The 16,145-nt window shown below is 69.9% G+C and carries 20 protein-coding genes and 1 pseudogene; 14 read left to right on the forward strand and 7 right to left on the reverse strand.

Annotation, left to right across the window (positions count from 1 at the left end; all coding sequences use genetic code 11):
* Window positions 1–263: 263 nt before the first annotated feature.
* The 8 genes from ACPC54_RS22105 (at window position 264) to ACPC54_RS22140 (ending at window position 4,187) form a co-directional block, all read left to right on the forward strand.
* The gene (locus ACPC54_RS22105; protein WP_498966989.1) at window positions 264–626 is read left to right on the forward strand and encodes an ATP-binding protein; all 363 of its coding nucleotides are present in this window, start codon (window positions 264–266) and stop codon (window positions 624–626) included.
* On the forward strand, window positions 623–856 hold the full coding sequence (locus tag ACPC54_RS22110; RefSeq protein WP_498966990.1) for a hypothetical protein: 234 nt from the start codon (window positions 623–625) through the stop codon (window positions 854–856). The genes ACPC54_RS22105 and ACPC54_RS22110 overlap by 4 nt, the downstream gene beginning before the upstream one ends.
* Window positions 844–975, forward strand: coding sequence for a hypothetical protein (locus ACPC54_RS22115; protein WP_498966992.1), 132 nt, complete (start codon window positions 844–846; stop codon window positions 973–975). The genes ACPC54_RS22110 and ACPC54_RS22115 overlap by 13 nt, the downstream gene beginning before the upstream one ends.
* A 161-nt stretch (window positions 976–1,136) precedes the next feature.
* Window positions 1,137–1,400 carry a hypothetical protein gene (locus ACPC54_RS22120; RefSeq protein ID WP_498967027.1) on the forward strand — a complete coding sequence of 88 codons (264 nt, stop codon included), beginning with the start codon at window positions 1,137–1,139 and terminating at the stop codon, window positions 1,398–1,400.
* Window positions 1,372–1,905, forward strand: a complete 534-nt coding sequence (locus ACPC54_RS22125; protein WP_498966994.1) for a DUF6879 family protein — start codon at window positions 1,372–1,374, stop codon at window positions 1,903–1,905. Before ACPC54_RS22120 ends, ACPC54_RS22125 begins: the two co-directional genes overlap by 29 nt.
* Window positions 1,906–1,932: 27 nt before the next feature.
* Complete coding sequence (locus ACPC54_RS22130) at window positions 1,933–2,781, forward strand: helix-turn-helix domain-containing protein (RefSeq protein ID WP_498966995.1); 849 nt, start codon at window positions 1,933–1,935, stop codon at window positions 2,779–2,781.
* A gap of 294 nt (window positions 2,782–3,075) precedes the next feature.
* Window positions 3,076–3,222 (forward strand): hypothetical protein, encoded by a 147-nt coding sequence (locus ACPC54_RS22135; RefSeq protein ID WP_498966997.1) that lies wholly within the window; start codon window positions 3,076–3,078, stop codon window positions 3,220–3,222.
* A gap of 98 nt (window positions 3,223–3,320) precedes the next feature.
* A complete protein-coding gene (locus ACPC54_RS22140) occupies window positions 3,321–4,187 on the forward strand; it encodes an aKG-HExxH-type peptide beta-hydroxylase (RefSeq protein WP_498966998.1) in 867 nt (288 codons plus the stop codon).
* Here the strand turns inward: ACPC54_RS22140 and ACPC54_RS22145 are convergent.
* Entirely contained in the window at window positions 4,184–4,855 is a 672-nt protein-coding gene (locus tag ACPC54_RS22145; protein ID WP_498967000.1) for a pentapeptide repeat-containing protein, read from the reverse strand. The two genes, ACPC54_RS22140 and ACPC54_RS22145, sit on opposite strands and share 4 nt — an antisense overlap.
* Before the next feature lie 276 nt (window positions 4,856–5,131).
* Window positions 5,132–6,640 carry a peptide MFS transporter gene (locus ACPC54_RS22150; protein WP_498967001.1) on the reverse strand — a complete coding sequence of 503 codons (1,509 nt, stop codon included), beginning with the start codon at window positions 6,638–6,640 and terminating at the stop codon, window positions 5,132–5,134.
* A gap of 329 nt (window positions 6,641–6,969) precedes the next feature.
* Here ACPC54_RS22150 and ACPC54_RS22155 point away from each other — a divergent pair, with 329 nt between their 5' ends.
* Window positions 6,970–7,644: a response regulator transcription factor gene (locus ACPC54_RS22155; protein WP_030290974.1), complete on the forward strand. Its 675-nt coding sequence runs from the start codon at window positions 6,970–6,972 to the stop codon at window positions 7,642–7,644.
* A gap of 64 nt (window positions 7,645–7,708) precedes the next feature.
* Window positions 7,709–8,953 (forward strand): sensor histidine kinase, encoded by a 1,245-nt coding sequence (locus ACPC54_RS22160; RefSeq protein ID WP_498967002.1) that lies wholly within the window; start codon window positions 7,709–7,711, stop codon window positions 8,951–8,953.
* Between the two features lie 20 nt (window positions 8,954–8,973).
* On the opposite strand, the gene ACPC54_RS22165 is transcribed toward ACPC54_RS22160, so the two are convergent.
* Together ACPC54_RS22165 and ACPC54_RS22170 are read right to left on the reverse strand one after the other, a co-directional pair.
* On the reverse strand, window positions 8,974–9,669 hold the full coding sequence (locus ACPC54_RS22165; RefSeq protein ID WP_498967004.1) for an ester cyclase: 696 nt from the start codon (window positions 9,667–9,669) through the stop codon (window positions 8,974–8,976).
* A 108-nt stretch (window positions 9,670–9,777) separates the two neighbouring features.
* Window positions 9,778–10,350, reverse strand: a complete 573-nt coding sequence (locus ACPC54_RS22170; RefSeq protein WP_498967005.1) for a GtrA family protein — start codon at window positions 10,348–10,350, stop codon at window positions 9,778–9,780.
* A 258-nt stretch (window positions 10,351–10,608) separates the two neighbouring features.
* On the opposite strand from ACPC54_RS22170, the gene ACPC54_RS22175 reads away from it, so the two are divergent.
* Genes ACPC54_RS22175 through ACPC54_RS22185 form a run of 3 tightly spaced genes read left to right on the forward strand, consistent with a single transcriptional unit; the run spans window position 10,609 to window position 13,519 of the window.
* Complete coding sequence (locus ACPC54_RS22175; protein ID WP_498967006.1) at window positions 10,609–11,748, forward strand: 5-(carboxyamino)imidazole ribonucleotide synthase; 1,140 nt, start codon at window positions 10,609–10,611, stop codon at window positions 11,746–11,748.
* Window positions 11,745–12,269 (forward strand): 5-(carboxyamino)imidazole ribonucleotide mutase, encoded by a 525-nt coding sequence (purE, locus tag ACPC54_RS22180; RefSeq protein ID WP_498967008.1) that lies wholly within the window; start codon window positions 11,745–11,747, stop codon window positions 12,267–12,269. Before ACPC54_RS22175 ends, purE begins: the two co-directional genes overlap by 4 nt.
* A gap of 32 nt (window positions 12,270–12,301) precedes the next feature.
* A complete protein-coding gene (locus ACPC54_RS22185) occupies window positions 12,302–13,519 on the forward strand; it encodes a dipeptidase (RefSeq protein WP_498967010.1) in 1,218 nt (405 codons plus the stop codon).
* On the opposite strand, the gene ACPC54_RS22190 is transcribed toward ACPC54_RS22185, so the two are convergent.
* The 3 genes from ACPC54_RS22190 to ACPC54_RS22200 all read right to left on the reverse strand — a co-directional run bounded on the left by ACPC54_RS22190 (window position 13,516) and on the right by ACPC54_RS22200 (window position 15,818).
* Entirely contained in the window at window positions 13,516–13,929 is a 414-nt protein-coding gene (locus tag ACPC54_RS22190) for a CoA-binding protein (RefSeq protein ID WP_498967012.1), read from the reverse strand. The genes ACPC54_RS22185 and ACPC54_RS22190 overlap by 4 nt on opposite strands.
* Window positions 13,930–13,969: 40 nt before the next feature.
* Window positions 13,970–14,404 (reverse strand): hypothetical protein, encoded by a 435-nt coding sequence (locus tag ACPC54_RS22195; protein WP_498967014.1) that lies wholly within the window; start codon window positions 14,402–14,404, stop codon window positions 13,970–13,972.
* 76 nt (window positions 14,405–14,480) lie between these two features.
* The gene (locus ACPC54_RS22200; protein WP_498967015.1) at window positions 14,481–15,818 is read right to left on the reverse strand and encodes a UDP-glucose dehydrogenase family protein; all 1,338 of its coding nucleotides are present in this window, start codon (window positions 15,816–15,818) and stop codon (window positions 14,481–14,483) included.
* 209 nt (window positions 15,819–16,027) lie between these two features.
* On the opposite strand from ACPC54_RS22200, the pseudogene ACPC54_RS22205 reads away from it, so the two are divergent.
* Window positions 16,028–16,145: pseudogene (locus ACPC54_RS22205) on the forward strand (acyl-CoA dehydrogenase); the annotation flags it as partial.

Consider the following 16,145-nt stretch of genomic DNA (forward strand, 5'->3'; position numbering starts at 1 on the left):
CCAGTCTGCCGCGCCCGTGCGATGGGGGTCCATCCGGGCCCCGATCCACGGAAGAGGGAACTTCTCGGTTCGCGCCTAAAATTTCGAGCCCTTTGCGCTATCGTCGTTCACAGCTCGATCCGACGGATCGTCAGCAATGCCTGCATTCCGGGCAGTAGGCGCCTGCTGCCTTGGCACCGAAGAGCAACCAGCCTCACTCTGGCCTGGCTCACGGCGACGCCCGTCGTCCTCCTCTCTCACACCACAGCCTCACGGAGGTTCCCGTGTGCACCCGTAACACCCCCTCGCTCACCCTCTCCCGGCAGGCCATGCGGGATGTCCTGACCCGCAACGGCTGGGACGGCGAGACCATCTTCAACGCCGAACTCGCCCTGATGGAGCTCCTCGTGAACGCCTGGCGGCACGGCGACACCCCCGCGCCCGTCGTCTGGTTCTCCCTCCTCAACGGCACCCTCCGGGTCACCGTCTCCGACGAGAGCGACGCCCTTCCCCAGCTGCGAACGTCCTCCGGCCTCGCCGAGACCGGGCGGGGCCTCCAGCTCGTGGAGGGTCTCACCCACCGCTGGGGCGTCGACCCCCAGAAGCGAGGCAAGACCACCTGGTACGAGCTGGACTCCCTCGCGTGACCCGCGACCCCAGCCCGCGCGACTGTGCCGGGCCCCAGATCACCGCCCTCCTGGGCGAGTTGCACAGGCGCGGCCTGCCGTACGGGCTCCTCTGGGGCTCCGCCGCGCCCGGCGAGAAGACGTTCGACGGGTGCACGCTGGTCAACTTCGGCAACGCGCCGATCAGTACGCTGCTCAACCTCCTCCACCTGCTCCGCGACCTGGACCTGGACGAGCCGTGTCTCCTGTGAACTTCTTCGTCGGCGCGATCCTCGTTGCTCTCCTCGCCTGCGCGATCGCCACCGTGGCCCTCGGCGTCATCGCGACCCTCAAGATGCCCCACCCCGAGGAGCGCGACGAGCACCACTGAGACCACGCGAAGGCCCTCGCCCACCTCGGGCGAGGGCCTCACGGGCGTTCGGTATCGGGAAGGATCAACAAGAGTCAACATAAGCATTCGTGACGAACAGTCAGGGTAAGGGAATCGTTGTGCAAGCACGTAGAAGAAGCGGCTTGCCACGGGAGGACGTCATGGCGCTACGGTTTGTAGGCATTGACCCCAACACGGGCGGCGGGGGCTCGCCTACGGTGTGGGTCGATGAGGAGAAACAGGAGATCGTGATCCAGGGCTGGGACGTCGAGGCCGATAGGCTCGCCGAGATCAGCGAGACCGAATGGGCGCCGGGGCACGCGACCGGTGTGCCCAAGGGTGAGTCCCCGGTCCGCCTTCCGTTCCGCATGGTGCCGATCCTGAGGAAGGCGTGTGATGACGCAGAACGAGCAGCCGGTTCCTGACTTCGCTGCCCTGCTGGGGCAGGCGCAGCGGAGCGCTGTCCATCTGGAGATGCGCGACCTGTACGCGGTCGGCGACGAGTCCGACATCATCGCCGACTTCAAGCGCACGGGGCAGGCGGACCTGAACCCGAACGATCCCTACTGGGCGGACTGGTTGGGGATCGTGCGGGAAGCCGTGGCCCGGGGCGTGGTGATGCGCCGCGCTCGGATCGTCTCCGAGCCGGTCACCGACTACATCCGCTGGGAGCACGCGGTCACGCCGCTCAACGTGGGAGCCGGCGAACAGGTCCGTTGGCTTCCCCGGCGACTGGCCTCGGACATTGCCCTGCCCGGCAACGACCTGTGGCTGATCGATGACCGGCTGGTCATGTTCCACTGGTTCACCGGCGACGGGGACTGGGCCGGGCACGCGTTCGACGACGACCCGGCCACGGTGAAGATGGTCTCAGCCGCCTTCGAAGCCGTCTGGGACCGGGCCACCCCGCACGAGCAGTACTCCGTCTGACCGCCAGCCGCGCCGGACAGCCAGCCCATGCCCGCCCTCCCATCGCCCAAGGCCCAAGCCGCACGTGAAGCGGTTGCCGCCCGCCTTCGGGAGCTGATGCTGGACGCGGGCATGAAAGGGCAGGACGTGGCCACCCGGTGCGGCTGGCACGCCTCCAAGACCTCACGGATTCTCAACGGGACCACACCACCCTCCGGCGATGACATCCGGGCGTGGTGCGCGGCCTGCGGCGCCGAGGACCAGGCCCCTGACCTGATCGCGGCGTCCCGTGCCGTCGAGTCGATGTACGTGGAGTGGCGCAGGCTCCACCGCACCGGCCTGCGCAGGGTCCAGGAGGACTTCTACTCGCTCCACCAGCAGGCCCAACTCTGCCGCGTGTACGTCTCCAACGTGGTGCCCGGATTCCTCCAGACCCCTGCCTACGCAACAGCACTCCTGACCTCGATCACCCGCTTCCAGGGCACCCCGAACGACGTCCCCGAGGCCGTGGTCGCCCGGGTCGCACGCTCCCGCTTCCTCTACGAGGGCAACCACCGCTTCGTGGTCGTCATGGAGGAAACGGTGCTCCGGAACCGGATCGGGGACGCCGTGGTCATGGCCGGCCAGCTCCGCCACCTGCTCACCGCCCTGCCGCTCGCCTCGCTCTCCCTCGGGGTCATCCCCTTCGGTGCGGAACGGACTATGTGGCCACTGGAGGCGTTCTACCAGTACGACGACCGGCGCACCGTCGTGGAGACGCTGACTGCCGAAATCCAGGTCACCCAGCCCCGAGAGATCAGCGACTACACGCGGGCGTTCGGCGAGCTGTCCCAGGCGGCCGTGTACGGCGACGCGGCGCGCGCACGAATCAATGAGGCGTTGACCACCCTCGGGTGAATGCGTGCAATTTCGTAGAAGTTGATGGCGCCAATCTCAATCGAATCCGTACCTTTGAAGGGCCGTCACAGAAGTCGACTGATCGACAATCAGGCAAGTCCCATGTCGGTCCGGACGTCCCCGAGTAGCGCCAGCGCTGCGGGCCCGGTAGCCGTCGACGGTCCGGCTGATCCCTACCCGCTCCCTCCGGCAGGAAATGGCACCCGGCTCACGTAGCCGATGCGGGTCACCGACCCCCACAAGTTCCTCCCCGTCCGGGGAGGTTGCTCCACCCATCCAGTGAAGGAGATCGCAATGTCCGTGATCACCAGCGACACCGAGAACACCGAGGTGACCGAGGCCGTGACGGTCGACGAGAGCGCCGCGGACACCATCCGGGGCAACGTCCGGGCGTTCCTGGGCGAGGACAACACCTCGATGATGGGCGGCTGGACCAACTGACGGCCGGCCTGAGCGCCTGAAGCAGTCGCGTGCCCGGCCCCACCTCAATTGGGGCCGGGCACGCGGTTCCAAGCATCCCAGCCAAGGAGTGAGCGTCCATGCGATTCCTCAACATCCACCACGCCCGTGAGACGATCGGCCGACTCGTGAGCGCGGTCAACGAACAGCCCCCGCCGACCGATGCGGACCTCCCGGCCGCGTACCGGAGCGCCGTCTCCGCCCTCCGCCCTCTGCCGGTCGAGGGCGAGGGCATCGCGCTGTCCTTCAAGGACAGCGAGTGGGGTAGCTACCTGATCGAAAACAGGACCTTCGAGAACATCTTCGAAGGCCTGGAGGACACCCCGGCCGACCTCCGTGAGCGGTGGAAGCGCGACTTCTCTGTGGCGCTTCTGCACACCAGGGACCTCGTCCCCGACCTGGGGGCGCTCGTGGACCTGGTGGTCACCGACGTCGTGATGTTCAGCTCTACCAACAAGGGCGGCGGCACCGGTTCGACGCTTCCGGGCCTGGTCAGCATGAGCCCCGGCGACGAGTGGCGGCCCCACGACTACGCCGAGTCCCTGGTGCACGAGACCGTGCACCTGAACGTCTTCCTGGCGGACATGGTGTACCGCCTCTACGCGCGGCCTGCCAAGGAGTTGGAGGCCGAGGAGTTCCGGGTCGTGTCCGCGGTGAAGTTCGGGCAGCTGCGGCCGCTGGACAAGGCCTTCCACAGCGCGGTGGTGGCCCCGCCCCTCATGCTGATGCAGCACCTGAGGGGCGAGACGGAGTTGGTGGACCAGTTCCGCCACTCGATCCGCGAGTGCACGGACGGCCTGCTGGACAAGCTGGATCTGTTCACGCCGTACGGTCAGGGGATGGTGCGCGAACTCGCGGCCTTCGCCGAGACGATCGACTTCGACCTCGTCACCCGGTCGATCTCCGGCCAGGAGTTCGCGCACTACGAGCTGCCTGTCGCCGCCTAGGCCTCGAACACGATGCCGGCCTCCCTGGCGAGGCTCAGGGCCAGCTCCATGGACCCTGGGCCTCGCACAGTGGCACCCCTGAGGTGTGCGGCGCCTCCGACGTCGGCCAGTGTGCAGTTGTCGAAGCTGACACCGGGCTGAATCACGATGTTGGCGAACTGTGCTCCGGCGAGGTCGCACTTCTCGAATCGGACATCGCGGAGTTCGGCGAACTGAAAGTCGGCCTGGGAGAGATTGCACTCCCTGAAGACCACCGTCTTGAACTTCGCATAGCGGAACAGTGTGCTGTCTGTCCGAGTCCCCTCGAAGAGGACATCGCGGAAGCTGCCGTTGCTCCAGGACGACCCGGTGAGTCGGCAACCGGTCACTGTGCTTCGGAGGATGGACACGTCCTGTGTCCGGACCGTGGCGAAGTCGCAGGTCTCGAAGGTGATGTGAGCGAGCACCGATCGGACAAGGTGCATTCCGGTGAATCGGACGTTCTCAAAGGCGCATTGCTCGACTTCGACCGCTTCACCCGCGCGGCCAACGAGGCTCAGCCCGCTGTATTGCCTGCCCTTGATCGTGGCGTCGTCCTCAAAGTCATGGTCAGGCAACTCCGCAGGTCGCAACGTCACCTGAAACCGAGGAGCCAGGGGATTCTTCAGGCGAGCCGTTGTCTGAGTCATGAAGGGGCACCTCACAGCGGTCGCTGGAATGGAGGAAGCGAACGCTAGCACTCAACTGACATAACGAGAAAGGCAGTTGAAACTACAGGAGCGTTGAAGTCCTGTAGCTATTTGGGCTGCCGAAAACCAAAAAAGAGCCCCTCATGCCAGCTGGGCGTGCCGCTGACGGCGGCGGTGTGGCGCTCCGGCGTCCGGGAGGTCTGAGCAGGAAAAACGACCGGGGCCGCCGCGGATCTCAGGAATCCGCGGCGGCCCCGGGGCCTTTTCAGGGCTGCGTCAGTGGACGTCGCCCATCAGCGCGACCACGCGCTTGCGGTACAGCCACAGCGCCACACCGGCGACCACGGCCAGGGCGCCCTGGACCGCGAAGTACCCGGTGCTGCCGACCACGTCGTCGCCGAGGACGAGCTGCAGGATCGCCGAGACGCAGTTGCCCGCGGTGACGGCGAGGAACCAGACGCCCATCATCTGGCTGGCGTACTTCGCCGGGGCCAGCTTGGTGGTGACCGAGAGGCCGACCGGGGAGAGGGTGAGCTCGCCGACGGTCTGGATCAGGTAGACCATGGCCAGCCACAGCGGGGTGACCTTGGCGCCGCCGTGGGCGGCGGCCATCGCCATCATCATGACCAGGAAGGACGCGCCGACCATCACCAGGCCGAAGGCGAACTTCGTGGTGGTGCTGGGGTTCTTGGCCCGGCGGGACAGCGCGACCCACATCCAGGCGAAGACCGGGGCCAGCGCCATGATGTAGAGCGGGTTCAGCGACTGGAACCAGCTGGACGGGAAGTCCATGCCGAACAGCGTCGAGGCGGTGTTCTTCTTGGCGAAGAGGCTCAGCGTCGAACCGGACTGCTCGTAGATCATCCAGAAGATGGCGGCGGCCACGAAGAACCAGATGTAGCCGCTCATCTTGGAGCGCTCGGCGGCGCTGAGGTCCTTGTCGCGCTTCACCTTGGTGAAGACGAAGACCGGCAGCAGGATGCCCAGGATCGACAGCGGCCAGACGGCCCAGTCGACGGTGAAGTGGCCGGTGCCGGCGACGACGCCGTAGAAGACGACCGCGGCGGCCAGCCAGATGCCGGCCAGGCGGAAGACCTTGCTCTTCTCCTCGGCGCTGATCGGCGAGGCGACGACGTCGCTCTTCGGGCTCAGGTGGCGGGTGCCGAGCAGGAACTGGCCGAGGCCGAGGGCCATGCCGACGCCGGCCAGGGCGAAGCCCAGGTGCCAGCTGACGTCCTGGCCGATGGTGCCGATGACCAGCGGGGCCAGGAAGGCGCCGAGGTTCACGCCCATGTAGAAGACGGTGAAGCCACCGTCTCGGCGCGGGTCGTTCGGGCCCTCGTAGAGGTGGCCGACCATCGTCGAGATGTTGGCCTTGAGCAGGCCCGAGCCGATCGCGACGAAGGCCAGGCCCGCGAAGAACGACGCCTTGAACGGGACCGCCAGCAGGAAGTGGCCGATCATGATGATCGAGCCGCCGAGTGCGACGGTCTTGCGGGCGCCCAGGAAGCGGTCGGCGATCCAGCCGCCGGGGAGGGCCAGCAGGTAGACCATGGCGGTGTACACGCTGTAGATGGCCGCGGCCACGGCAGCCTGCATGCCGAGGCCACCGTCCGTGATGGCGGTGGACATGTAGAGCACCAGCAGGGCACGCATGCCGTAGTAGCTGAAGCGCTCCCACATCTCGCTCATGAAGAGCGTGGCGAGCCCCCGGGGGTGCCCGAGGAAGGTCTTGCCGACGGGAGAGGCCGACGTGGTGCCGGCTTCAAGGGTCGTAGACGCCATGAGTAGTGGTTCCTTGCCTGACAGCGTCCGCCAAGGGGGGTGCGGCGGACGTGGACTCGAACCACTGTACGTGGCGACATTTGGCGTTATCAGATGACAAACACGGCGAATCAGGTGCGTGAATAACGAAGTTCGCAGCGGATCTGCCCGATCGATCCATGGTAGGCGGGCGTGTCTCCCTTCGGTTCAAAGATCCGGGGGGTGATTCTTCGCCGAACGGCCGGTCGGCAACGCTCTGTTGATCCTCGACCGGCCCTTGTATAACGATCACGCTCTGTGAACCTCCTCACAGGACGTACGGGCATACCCCGGCGGACTACCATCACCACATGACCTGTGTGCTGCTTGCCGAGGACGATCCGGCGATCTCCGAACCGCTCGCCCGGGCCCTGCGACGCGAGGGCTATGAGGTGCTCGTCCGCGAGGACGGTCCGACCGCGCTGGCCGCCGGCCTCACCGAGGAGGTCGACCTCGTCGTCCTCGACCTCGGCCTGCCCGAGATGGACGGCCTGGAGGTCTGCCGCCGCCTGCGCGCGGACGGCAAGAGCTGCCCGGTGCTGGTGCTGACCGCGCGCGCGGACGAGGTCGACACGGTGGTCGGCCTGGACGCCGGCGCCGACGACTACGTCACCAAGCCCTTCCGCCTGGCCGAACTGCTCGCCCGCGTCCGGGCCCTGCTCCGGCGCGGCAACGTCGACCAGCTCACCACCGGCGCGCACGGCGTGAAGATCGACATCGAGTCCCACCGCGCCTGGCTCGGCGAGGAGGAGCTGACGCTCTCCGCCAAGGAGTTCGAGCTGCTGCGGGTGCTCGTCCGGGACGCCGGCCGGGTGGTCACCCGCGAGGAGATCATGCGGCAGGTCTGGGACACCACCTGGTGGACCTCCACCAAGACCCTGGACATGCACATCTCCTGGCTGCGCAAGAAGCTCGGCGACGACGCGGCGAACCCGCGTTACATCGCCACCGTGCGCGGGGTCGGGTTCCGGTTCGAGAAGAATTAGCCCCGAACGGGAGACCACGGCCGGGCCACGGCCGACGTAGCGGAGCACCTCGGGGAGCGGCAGCGTGAAACGCCGGATGATCAACTCGCTGCTGGGCGTCGTCCTGGTGGTGGTCGTGGTGTTCTGCGTACCGCTCGCCCTGGTCGAGAAGCGCACCATCGTCAGCTCGGCCCGGGACCGGGTCGACGCGGCGGCCGTCCGGGTGCTCGACCTGGTCGAGAGCCGGATCACCGCCCACGAGCCGGTCAACGGGCGCGCCTTCGAGAGCCAGGTCACCGAGGGCAGCTACGTCGAGGTGCAGCTCCCGGGCCTGGAGGTCGTCTCGGCCGGGGAGCGCCCGGCCGGGAACCACCTGCTGAAGGCCGTCGAGCGCGGCAGCAGCGGCGCGATCGTCACCGTCGAACAGTCCCGCGAGGACGTCGACCACGAGATCGCCAACATGCTGCTGCTGCTCGGCGTGGTCGCCCTGCTGGCCGTCCAGGCCGCCGTGGCGCTCGCCGTCTGGCAGGCCAAGCGGCTCGCCCGCCCGCTCACCGACCTCGCCGAGACCGCCGAGCGGCTCGGTTCCGGCGACCCCCGCCCGCGCGACCGCCGCTACGGCGTGCCCGAACTCGACCGGGTCGCCGAGGTGCTGGACACCAGTGCCGAGCGGATCGCCCGGATGCTCACCGCCGAGCGCCGGCTCGCCGCCGACGCCTCGCACCAGCTGCGCACCCCGCTCACCGCGCTCTCCATGCGGCTGGAGGAGATCACCGCGCTCGCCGAGGACCCGGAGACCGTCCGGGAGGAGGCGACCATCGCCCTCCAGCAGGTCGAGCGGCTCACCGACGTCGTCCAGCGGCTGCTCACCACCCAGCGCGACCCGCGCAGCCCCACCGCCGTCGCCTTCGACCTGGACGACGTCATCAAGCAGCAGGTGGAGGAGTGGGGCCCGACGCTGCGCGAGCGCGGCCGGGTGCTCGCCCTGGAGGGCCTGCGCGGGGTCACGGCGGTCGGCACTCCGGGGACGGTCGCCCAGGTGCTGGCCACCCTGATCGAGAACTCGCTGATGCACGGCGGCGGGACGATCACCGTACGGGTCCGGCCCTCCGGCACCTCGGTGGTCGTCGAGGTGCAGGACCAGGGCCCGGGCGTGCCGGCCGACCTCGGCAACCGGGTGTTCGAGCGCGCGGTCAGCGGCCGCAACTCCACCGGGATCGGCCTGGCCGTCGCCCGCGACCTCGCGGAGGCGGACGGCGGCCGGCTGGAACTGCTCTCGCTGCGGCCGCCGGTGTTCGCGCTCTTCCTCGGCCGCAGCCACGAGGACTGAGCAGCCGCCCCCAGGGGGCCTCAGGCGCCCGGCAGCACGCCGAGCTGGCGCATCAGGCCCATGACGTCCCACTGCCACCAGCCCTCGGCGATCTTCCCGTCCTCGCAGCGGAAGGTCGTCGTGCCGTGCCCGACCACGGACCTGCCGGTGTTCGGCACGTCGCGGAAGGCGGCCTTCTGGGTGGCGTGCCAGGTCCACCGGGTGGCGACCTCGTCGCCCTCGGCGATCTGGCTCTCGACCTCGAAGCGGAAGTCGAAGGCGTCCAGGTAGCCGGCGCAGCGGTCCCGGAAGGCCGGGACGCCGGTGATCTCGCCCTCGCTGCCGAAGTCGTGGTCGCGGTAGTCGGCGGCCATGCACTCGTCGATGACGTCGAGGCGGCCCCGGGCGAGCCCGTCCAGCACCCGGTTGGCGAGCGTCTTGTTGAACTGGGCGTCGCGGACCACGTCGAGGTCGGTGAAGGTGGGCGGCGCGTCGCAGAGTGCCACCAGCTCGCGGAAGATCCGGTCCGTCTCGGGCAGCTTGGAGTTGCGCATGGCCTCCTCGTAGGAGGGGAACTCCACGATCTCCACCACGTGCTTGCTGTCCGCGCGGTCGGTGGTGACCATCGCGTGGGAAGCGGTCCGCTTGCCCTTGGTCGACTCGGCCCAGGTGTCCATGAGCCGGTTGAGGTCGTCGAGCTTGTCGGTCTTGCAGTCGATGATCTGGACGAACGCCATCGCAGGCCTCCGGAACCCCCCTCGGCCTCGATCGTCCGCTGGCCGCGCTCGCCCTCGGTCACCACTGTCCTCCCGTGGCGGCGGGACCGGCAAGCGGGGGAGGGGGCGCTACTCGGCCTTGGCGAAGCGGATCTGCTCGGCGGCCAGCATCAGCTCGGCCTGGGCGGCGAGCTCCTGGCCGCTGGCGGCCTCCCGCTGCTCGGGCACCGACTCCGCCTGCGGCTGCGGCTCGGACTCCGGCAGGGCGGTGAACACCCAGGTGCGGTACGAGATGAAGCGGAACACGGTGGCGATGGCCAGGCCGACCACCTTGGCGCCCAGCTGCTCCAGGTTCGAGTCCAGGCCGAGCAGGTACCGCGAGAAGCCGAGCGTGCCGGTCTCGATCAGCATGCCGATGCCGCTGAAGACCAGGAACAGGGTGATCTCGCGCTTGCGCGAGGCGGCGTCGCGGTCCCGGTACAGCCAGTAGCGGTAGCCGAGGTAGTTGGTGGCGATCGCGATCACCGTCGCGGCGATGTTGGACCGCAGCGAGGCCAGGCCGAAGCTGTTGATGCAGACCCAGAAGACGGCGAAGTTGACCACCACGCCGCTCAGGCCGACGATGCCGAACTTCACCACTTCGCCCCTGAGTCCGCGCAGCTTCTGCGCGAGCGAGGGTTCCGAAGCTTCGGTCGTCGCCATACCGGGCTGCCTCCATGTACCTGCGGGACGAAAGGGCGTCCGCCGGGGGCGCGGCCTGCCCTTGAGTCCTGCGTGCACGCACATGATCGGACTGCGCGGACGAGGACCTAGCCGTCCAGGCTACCCGCTTGCACCGAACGGCTCAGCCGTCCGGGCCACGGGTTGACATCTACGCGCGTCCGCTTTTCCCGTGCCACCGCTGGCTCCTAGGCCCCCCACCGGCCCGGATATCCTGGCGGGGTGACTTCCCCGGGCAATGTGAATTTTCCAGTGGTGGGCATGATCGGCGGCGGGCAGTTGGCCCGCATGGCACACCAGGCGGGCATCCCGCTCGGGGTCAGGTTCAAACTCCTCGCCGACACCCCCCAGGACTCCGCCGCACAGGTCGTCTCCGAGGTCGTCCTCGGTGACTACCGCGACCTCGACACCCTGCGCGCCTTCGCCGCCGGCTGCGACGTGGTCACCTTCGACCACGAGCACGTCCCCACCGAGCACCTGCGCGCCCTGGAGGCCGACGGCATCGCCGTCCGCCCCGGCCCGGAGGCCCTGGTCAACGCCCAGGACAAGGGCGTGATGCGGGCCAAGCTCGACTCCATCGGCGTGCCCTGCCCCCGGCACCGGATCGTCGCCGACCCGGCCGACGTCACCGCCTTCGCGAACGAGGGCGCCGGATACCCGGTCGTGCTCAAGACCGTCCGCGGCGGCTACGACGGCAAGGGCGTCTGGGTCGTCGACGGCGAGGACGAGGCGCAGGCGCCCTTCCTCGCCGGCGTCCCGGTGCTGGCCGAGGAGAAGGTCGACTTCGTCCGCGAGCTGGCCGCCAACGTCGTCCGCTCGCCCAGCGGCCAGGCCGTCGCCTACCCGGTCGTCGAGAGCGTCCAGGAGGACGGCGTCTGCGCCGAGGTCACCGCCCCCGCGCCCGACCTCGACCCGGCCCTCTCCGACGAGGCCCAGCAGCTCGCCCTGCGGATCGCCGGCGAGCTCGGCATCGTCGGCCACCTCGCCGTCGAGCTGTTCCAGACCCGGGACGGCCGCATCCTCGTCAACGAGCTCGCCATGCGCCCGCACAACTCCGGGCACTGGACCCAGGACGGCGCGGTCACCTCGCAGTTCGAGAACCACCTGCGGGCCGTCCTCGACCTCCCGCTCGGCGACCCCCGGCCGCGCGCCAAGTGGACCGTCATGGTCAACGTCCTCGGCGGCGACTACCCGGACATGTACCACGCCTTCCTGCACTGCATGGCCCGCGACCCCGGGCTGCGCGTCCACATGTACGGGAAGGACGTGAAGCCCGGCCGCAAGGTCGGCCACGTCAACGTCTTCGGGGACGACCTCGACGACGTCCGCGAGCGCGCCCGCCACGCGGCCGCCTACCTGCGAGGAACGATCACCGAATGACCTCCCCCCTCATCGGCATCGTGATGGGCTCGGACTCCGACTGGCCCGTCATGGAGGCCGCCGCCCAGGCCCTCGACGAGTTCGAGATCCCCTACGAGGTCGACGTCGTCTCCGCGCACCGGATGCCGCGCGAGATGGTCGAGTACGGCGAGAGCGCCCATCGGCGCGGCCTGAAGGCGATCATCGCCGGCGCCGGCGGCGCCGCCCACCTGCCGGGCATGCTGGCCTCCGTCACCCCGCTGCCGGTCATCGGCGTGCCGGTGCCGCTGCGCTACCTGGACGGCATGGACAGCCTGCTCTCGATCGTCCAGATGCCGGCCGGCGTCCCGGTGGCGACCGTCTCGGTGGCCGGCGCGCGCAACGCCGGCCTGCTCGCGGTGCGCATGCTCGCCGCGTTCGACCCCGAACTCACCGAGAAGATGACCGACTTCCAGGCCGAGCTGAACAACCAGGCCACCGAGAAGGGCAAGAAGCTCCGCGCCAAGGTGGCGGGCTCCTCGTCCTTCGGGTTCGGTAAGTAACCCCCCTGGCGGGGTGGGGTACAACAGCCCGTATGACTTCCGGAACGGACTCCCTCACCCCGCTGGACCGCGCCCGCGCGCTGCTGCGCACCGCCCCCGTGGTGGACGGCCACAACGACCTCCCCTGGGCGATGCGCGAGCACGCCGGGTACGACCTCGGCGCGCTCGACCTCGCCGTCGACCAGAGCGACCGCCTGCACACCGACCTCGCCCGCCTCGCGGAGGGCGGGGTCGGCGCGCAGTTCTGGTCCGTCTACGTGCCGACCTCGCTCGCCGGGGACAGCGCCGTCAGCGCCACCCTGGAGCAGGTCGACTTCGTCCAGGCCCTGGTCGAGCGCTACCCCGACCGGCTGCGCCTCGCCCGTACCGCCGCCGACATGGAGGCCGCCCGCGCCGAGGGCCGGATCGCCTCGCTGATGGGCGCCGAGGGCGGGCACTCCATCGACTGCTCGCTCGCCACCCTGCGGGCGCTGTACGAGCTCGGCGTGCGGTACCTGACGCTCACCCACAACGACAACGTGCCGTGGGCCGACTCCGCGACCGACAAGCCGGTGGCCGGCGGGCTGACCCGCTTCGGCGAGGAGGTCGTCCGGGAGATGAACCGGCTCGGCATGCTCGTCGACCTCTCGCACGTCTCCGCCGACACCATGCGCGACGCGCTGCGCGTCACCGAGGCGCCCGTCGTCTTCTCGCACTCCTCGGCGCGGGCCGTCTGCGACCACGCCCGCAACATCCCGGACGACGTGCTCGCCCAGCTGCCCGCCAACGGCGGGGTGGCGATGGCGACCTTCGTCCCGAAGTTCATCCTGCCCGCCGCCATCGAGTGGACCCTCGCCGCCGACGAGAACATGCGCGCCCACGGCCTCCACCCGCTGGCCACCACCCCGGCGGCCATGGCCGTCCAGCGCGCCTTCGAGGCCGCCCACCCGCGCCCGATCGCCACCCCGGCGACCGTCGCCGACCACCTCGACCACATGCGCGAGGTCGCGGGCATCGACCACATCGGCATCGGCGGCGACTTCGACGGCACCGCGTTCCTGCCGGAGGGCCTCGACTCGGTGGCCGGCTACCCCAACCTGGTCGCCGAACTCCTCGGCCGGCACTGGTCCGAGGCCGACCTCGCCAAGCTCACCTGGCACAACGCGGTGCGCGTGCTGCGCGACGCCGAGTCGGTGGCCGCCGGGCTGCGGGCGAGCCGGCGGCCGTCCATCGCCACCATCGCCCGGCTGGACGGCGCGGAGAACTCCTAGTCCAGCAGCGGGATCTCGATGGCCGGGCACTTGTCCATCACCATGGCCGGCCCGGCCGCCGTGGTCCGCTCGTACGCGGCCTCGTCCACCACGCCCAGCTGGAACCAGACGGCCTTGGCCCCGACCGCGACCGCCTGGTCGGCCACCTCGCCGGCCAGCGCGCTGTTCACGAACACGTCCACCACGTCGATTGGGAACGGGATTTCGGCGAGCGAGGCGTAGCCCTGCTCGCCGAGGACCGTCTCGGCCTTCGGGTGCACCGGCACGATCCGCTTGCCGTACTGCTGCAGGACCCGGGCCACGCCGTACGCCGCGCGGGCGGTGTTGGTGGACAGGCCGACCACCGCCCAGGTGTCGCCGCTGCGGGTGAGGATCTCGCGGACCGTCGCTTCGTCGCCGTAGGTCGTCATACCGGTGCCAACGCCGATACCCCGGAGGGGGATTCCCGGCTCAGCCGTCGAAGGCCCGGAGCTTCACCAGGGCGGTGCCGTCGCTCTCGTAGACGGCCTTGAGGCGGACGGTCCGGGCCTGGTCCTGCGGGGGCGTGCCGTGCGGTCCGGGCGCGTCGCCGAAGTCCAGGCCCTGCGTGCCGTCGTCCGTCAGCCGCATGCGGGGGAACGCGGTGGTGAGCCGCTGGGCAAGCTCCTCGCGGGGCATCCGGAAGTCGACGAGGTAGCCGCGCTCCTGCCAGCCGCCGTTGTCGGTGCAGTGGGCCTCGGTGGCCTGGGCGGGCAGCCGGCCGCCGGCGAAGGCCACGGCCTCCGCGCAGTCGGCGGCGCCGGGGCCGCCGTCCCAGGTGCTCACCGCCCACCCCGCGTAGCCGGCGGGCACGAGCACGGCGGCGGTCGCCGCCGCGCCGATCAGCCACGTGTACGACCTGCGCACGACGAACCCCCCGGGTCGTGATCGACGGTGTGCGCACCGATCATGACACGAGGGGTTGAACGTGTTCAATGAGTGGTCAGCTGGGGCGCCCCAGGGCGCGGTACGTCCAGCCGGCGGCGCGCCAGGCGTCGGCGTCGAGGACGTTGCGGCCGTCGAGCAGGCGGCGCTCGGCGACGACCGCGCCCAGCTCGGCCGGGTCCAGCTCGCGGAACTCGGCCCACTCGGTGAGGTGGAGCAGGACGTGGGCGCCCTCGGCCGCCTCCAGGGCGGAGCCCGCGTAGGCGAGCGAGGGGAACATCTTGCGCGCGTTGTCCACGGCCTTCGGGTCGTAGACGGTGACCTGGGCGCCCTGGAGCTGGATCTGGGCGGCCACGTTGAGCGCGGGGGAGTCCCGGATGTCGTCCGAGTTGGGCTTGAAGGCGGCGCCGAGCACGGCGACCCGGCGGCCCAGGAAGCCGCCGCCGCACTGCTCGCGGGCCAGCTCGACCATCCGGGAGCGGCGGCGCATGTTGATCGAGTCGACCTCGCGCAGGAAGGTCAGCGCCTGGTCGGCGCCCAGCTCGCCGGCCCGGGCCATGAACGCCCGGATGTCCTTGGGCAGGCAGCCGCCGCCGAAGCCGAGCCCGGAGTTGAGGAACTTGCCGCCGATCCGCTCGTCGTGGGCGAGCGCGGCGGAGAGCTGGGTGACGTCGGCGCCGGCCGCCTCGCAGACCTCGGCCATCGCGTTGATGAAGGAGATCTTGGTGGCCAGGAAGGAGTTGGCGGCGGTCTTCACCAGCTCGGCCGTCGCGTAGTCGGTGACCAGGAACGGCACCCCGGCCGCGATCGGCTCCGCGTACACCTCGCGCAGCAGCCGCTCGGCGTTCGCGCTGTGCGCGCCGACCACGATCCGGTCCGGCCGCAGGGTGTCCTGGACGGCGAAGCCCTCGCGCAGGAACTCCGGGTTCCAGGCCAGTTCGGCACCCGCGCCGACCGGTGCCAGCGCGGCCAGCCGCTCGGCCAGCCGGGCCGCCGAGCCGACCGGCACGGTGGACTTGCCGACCACCAGGACGGGGCGGGTCAGGTGCGGCGCCAGGCCCTCGAGCGCGGCGTCCACGTACGACATGTCGGCCGCGAACTCGCCCTTGCGCTGCGGGGTGTTGACGCAGACGAAGTGCACGTCGGCGAACTCCGCGACCTCCTCGACGGAGGTGGTGAAGCGCAGCCGCCCGGTCGAGCCCTCGTGCCCGGCCACGTGCTTGACCAGCAGCTCGGACAGCCCGGGCTCGTACATCGGGACGCGGCCGGCGGTCAGCGTGGCGATCTTGTCCGGGTCGATGTCCAGGCCCAGCACCTCGAAGCCGAACTCGGCCATCGCGGCGGCATGCGTGGCGCCGAGGTAGCCGGTGCCGATCACGGAGATGCGGAGGGTCACGGGGTCCCCTTTGGTACGGGTTCGACCAGGACAGGTGCCCCCCGATGCTATCCGCCCCGGCGGCCGCCCCCGGGGCCGCCCGCTCGCCCGGTACGCCTAGGCAGCCGCAGGTCGGAGCCCTAGGATCGGTACTGAACGGTAGTTAACCGCAGAATCGACGCCGGTCGGGCTCCGACCGGCCACGGTCACTGGACGACGAGGCAGGCATCATGGCGGGCAGCGCGGGCGCGGCGGACTTCGATCTCTTCCGGATCTCCGAGGAGCACCAGATGCTTCGCGAGGCGGTGCGTTCGCTGGCCGAGGCGAAGATCGCTCCGTATGCGGCGG

Origin of the sequence: Kitasatospora sp. NPDC094028 (genome assembly GCF_049543595.1) — a bacterium.
Classification (GTDB): domain Bacteria; phylum Actinomycetota; class Actinomycetes; order Streptomycetales; family Streptomycetaceae; genus Kitasatospora.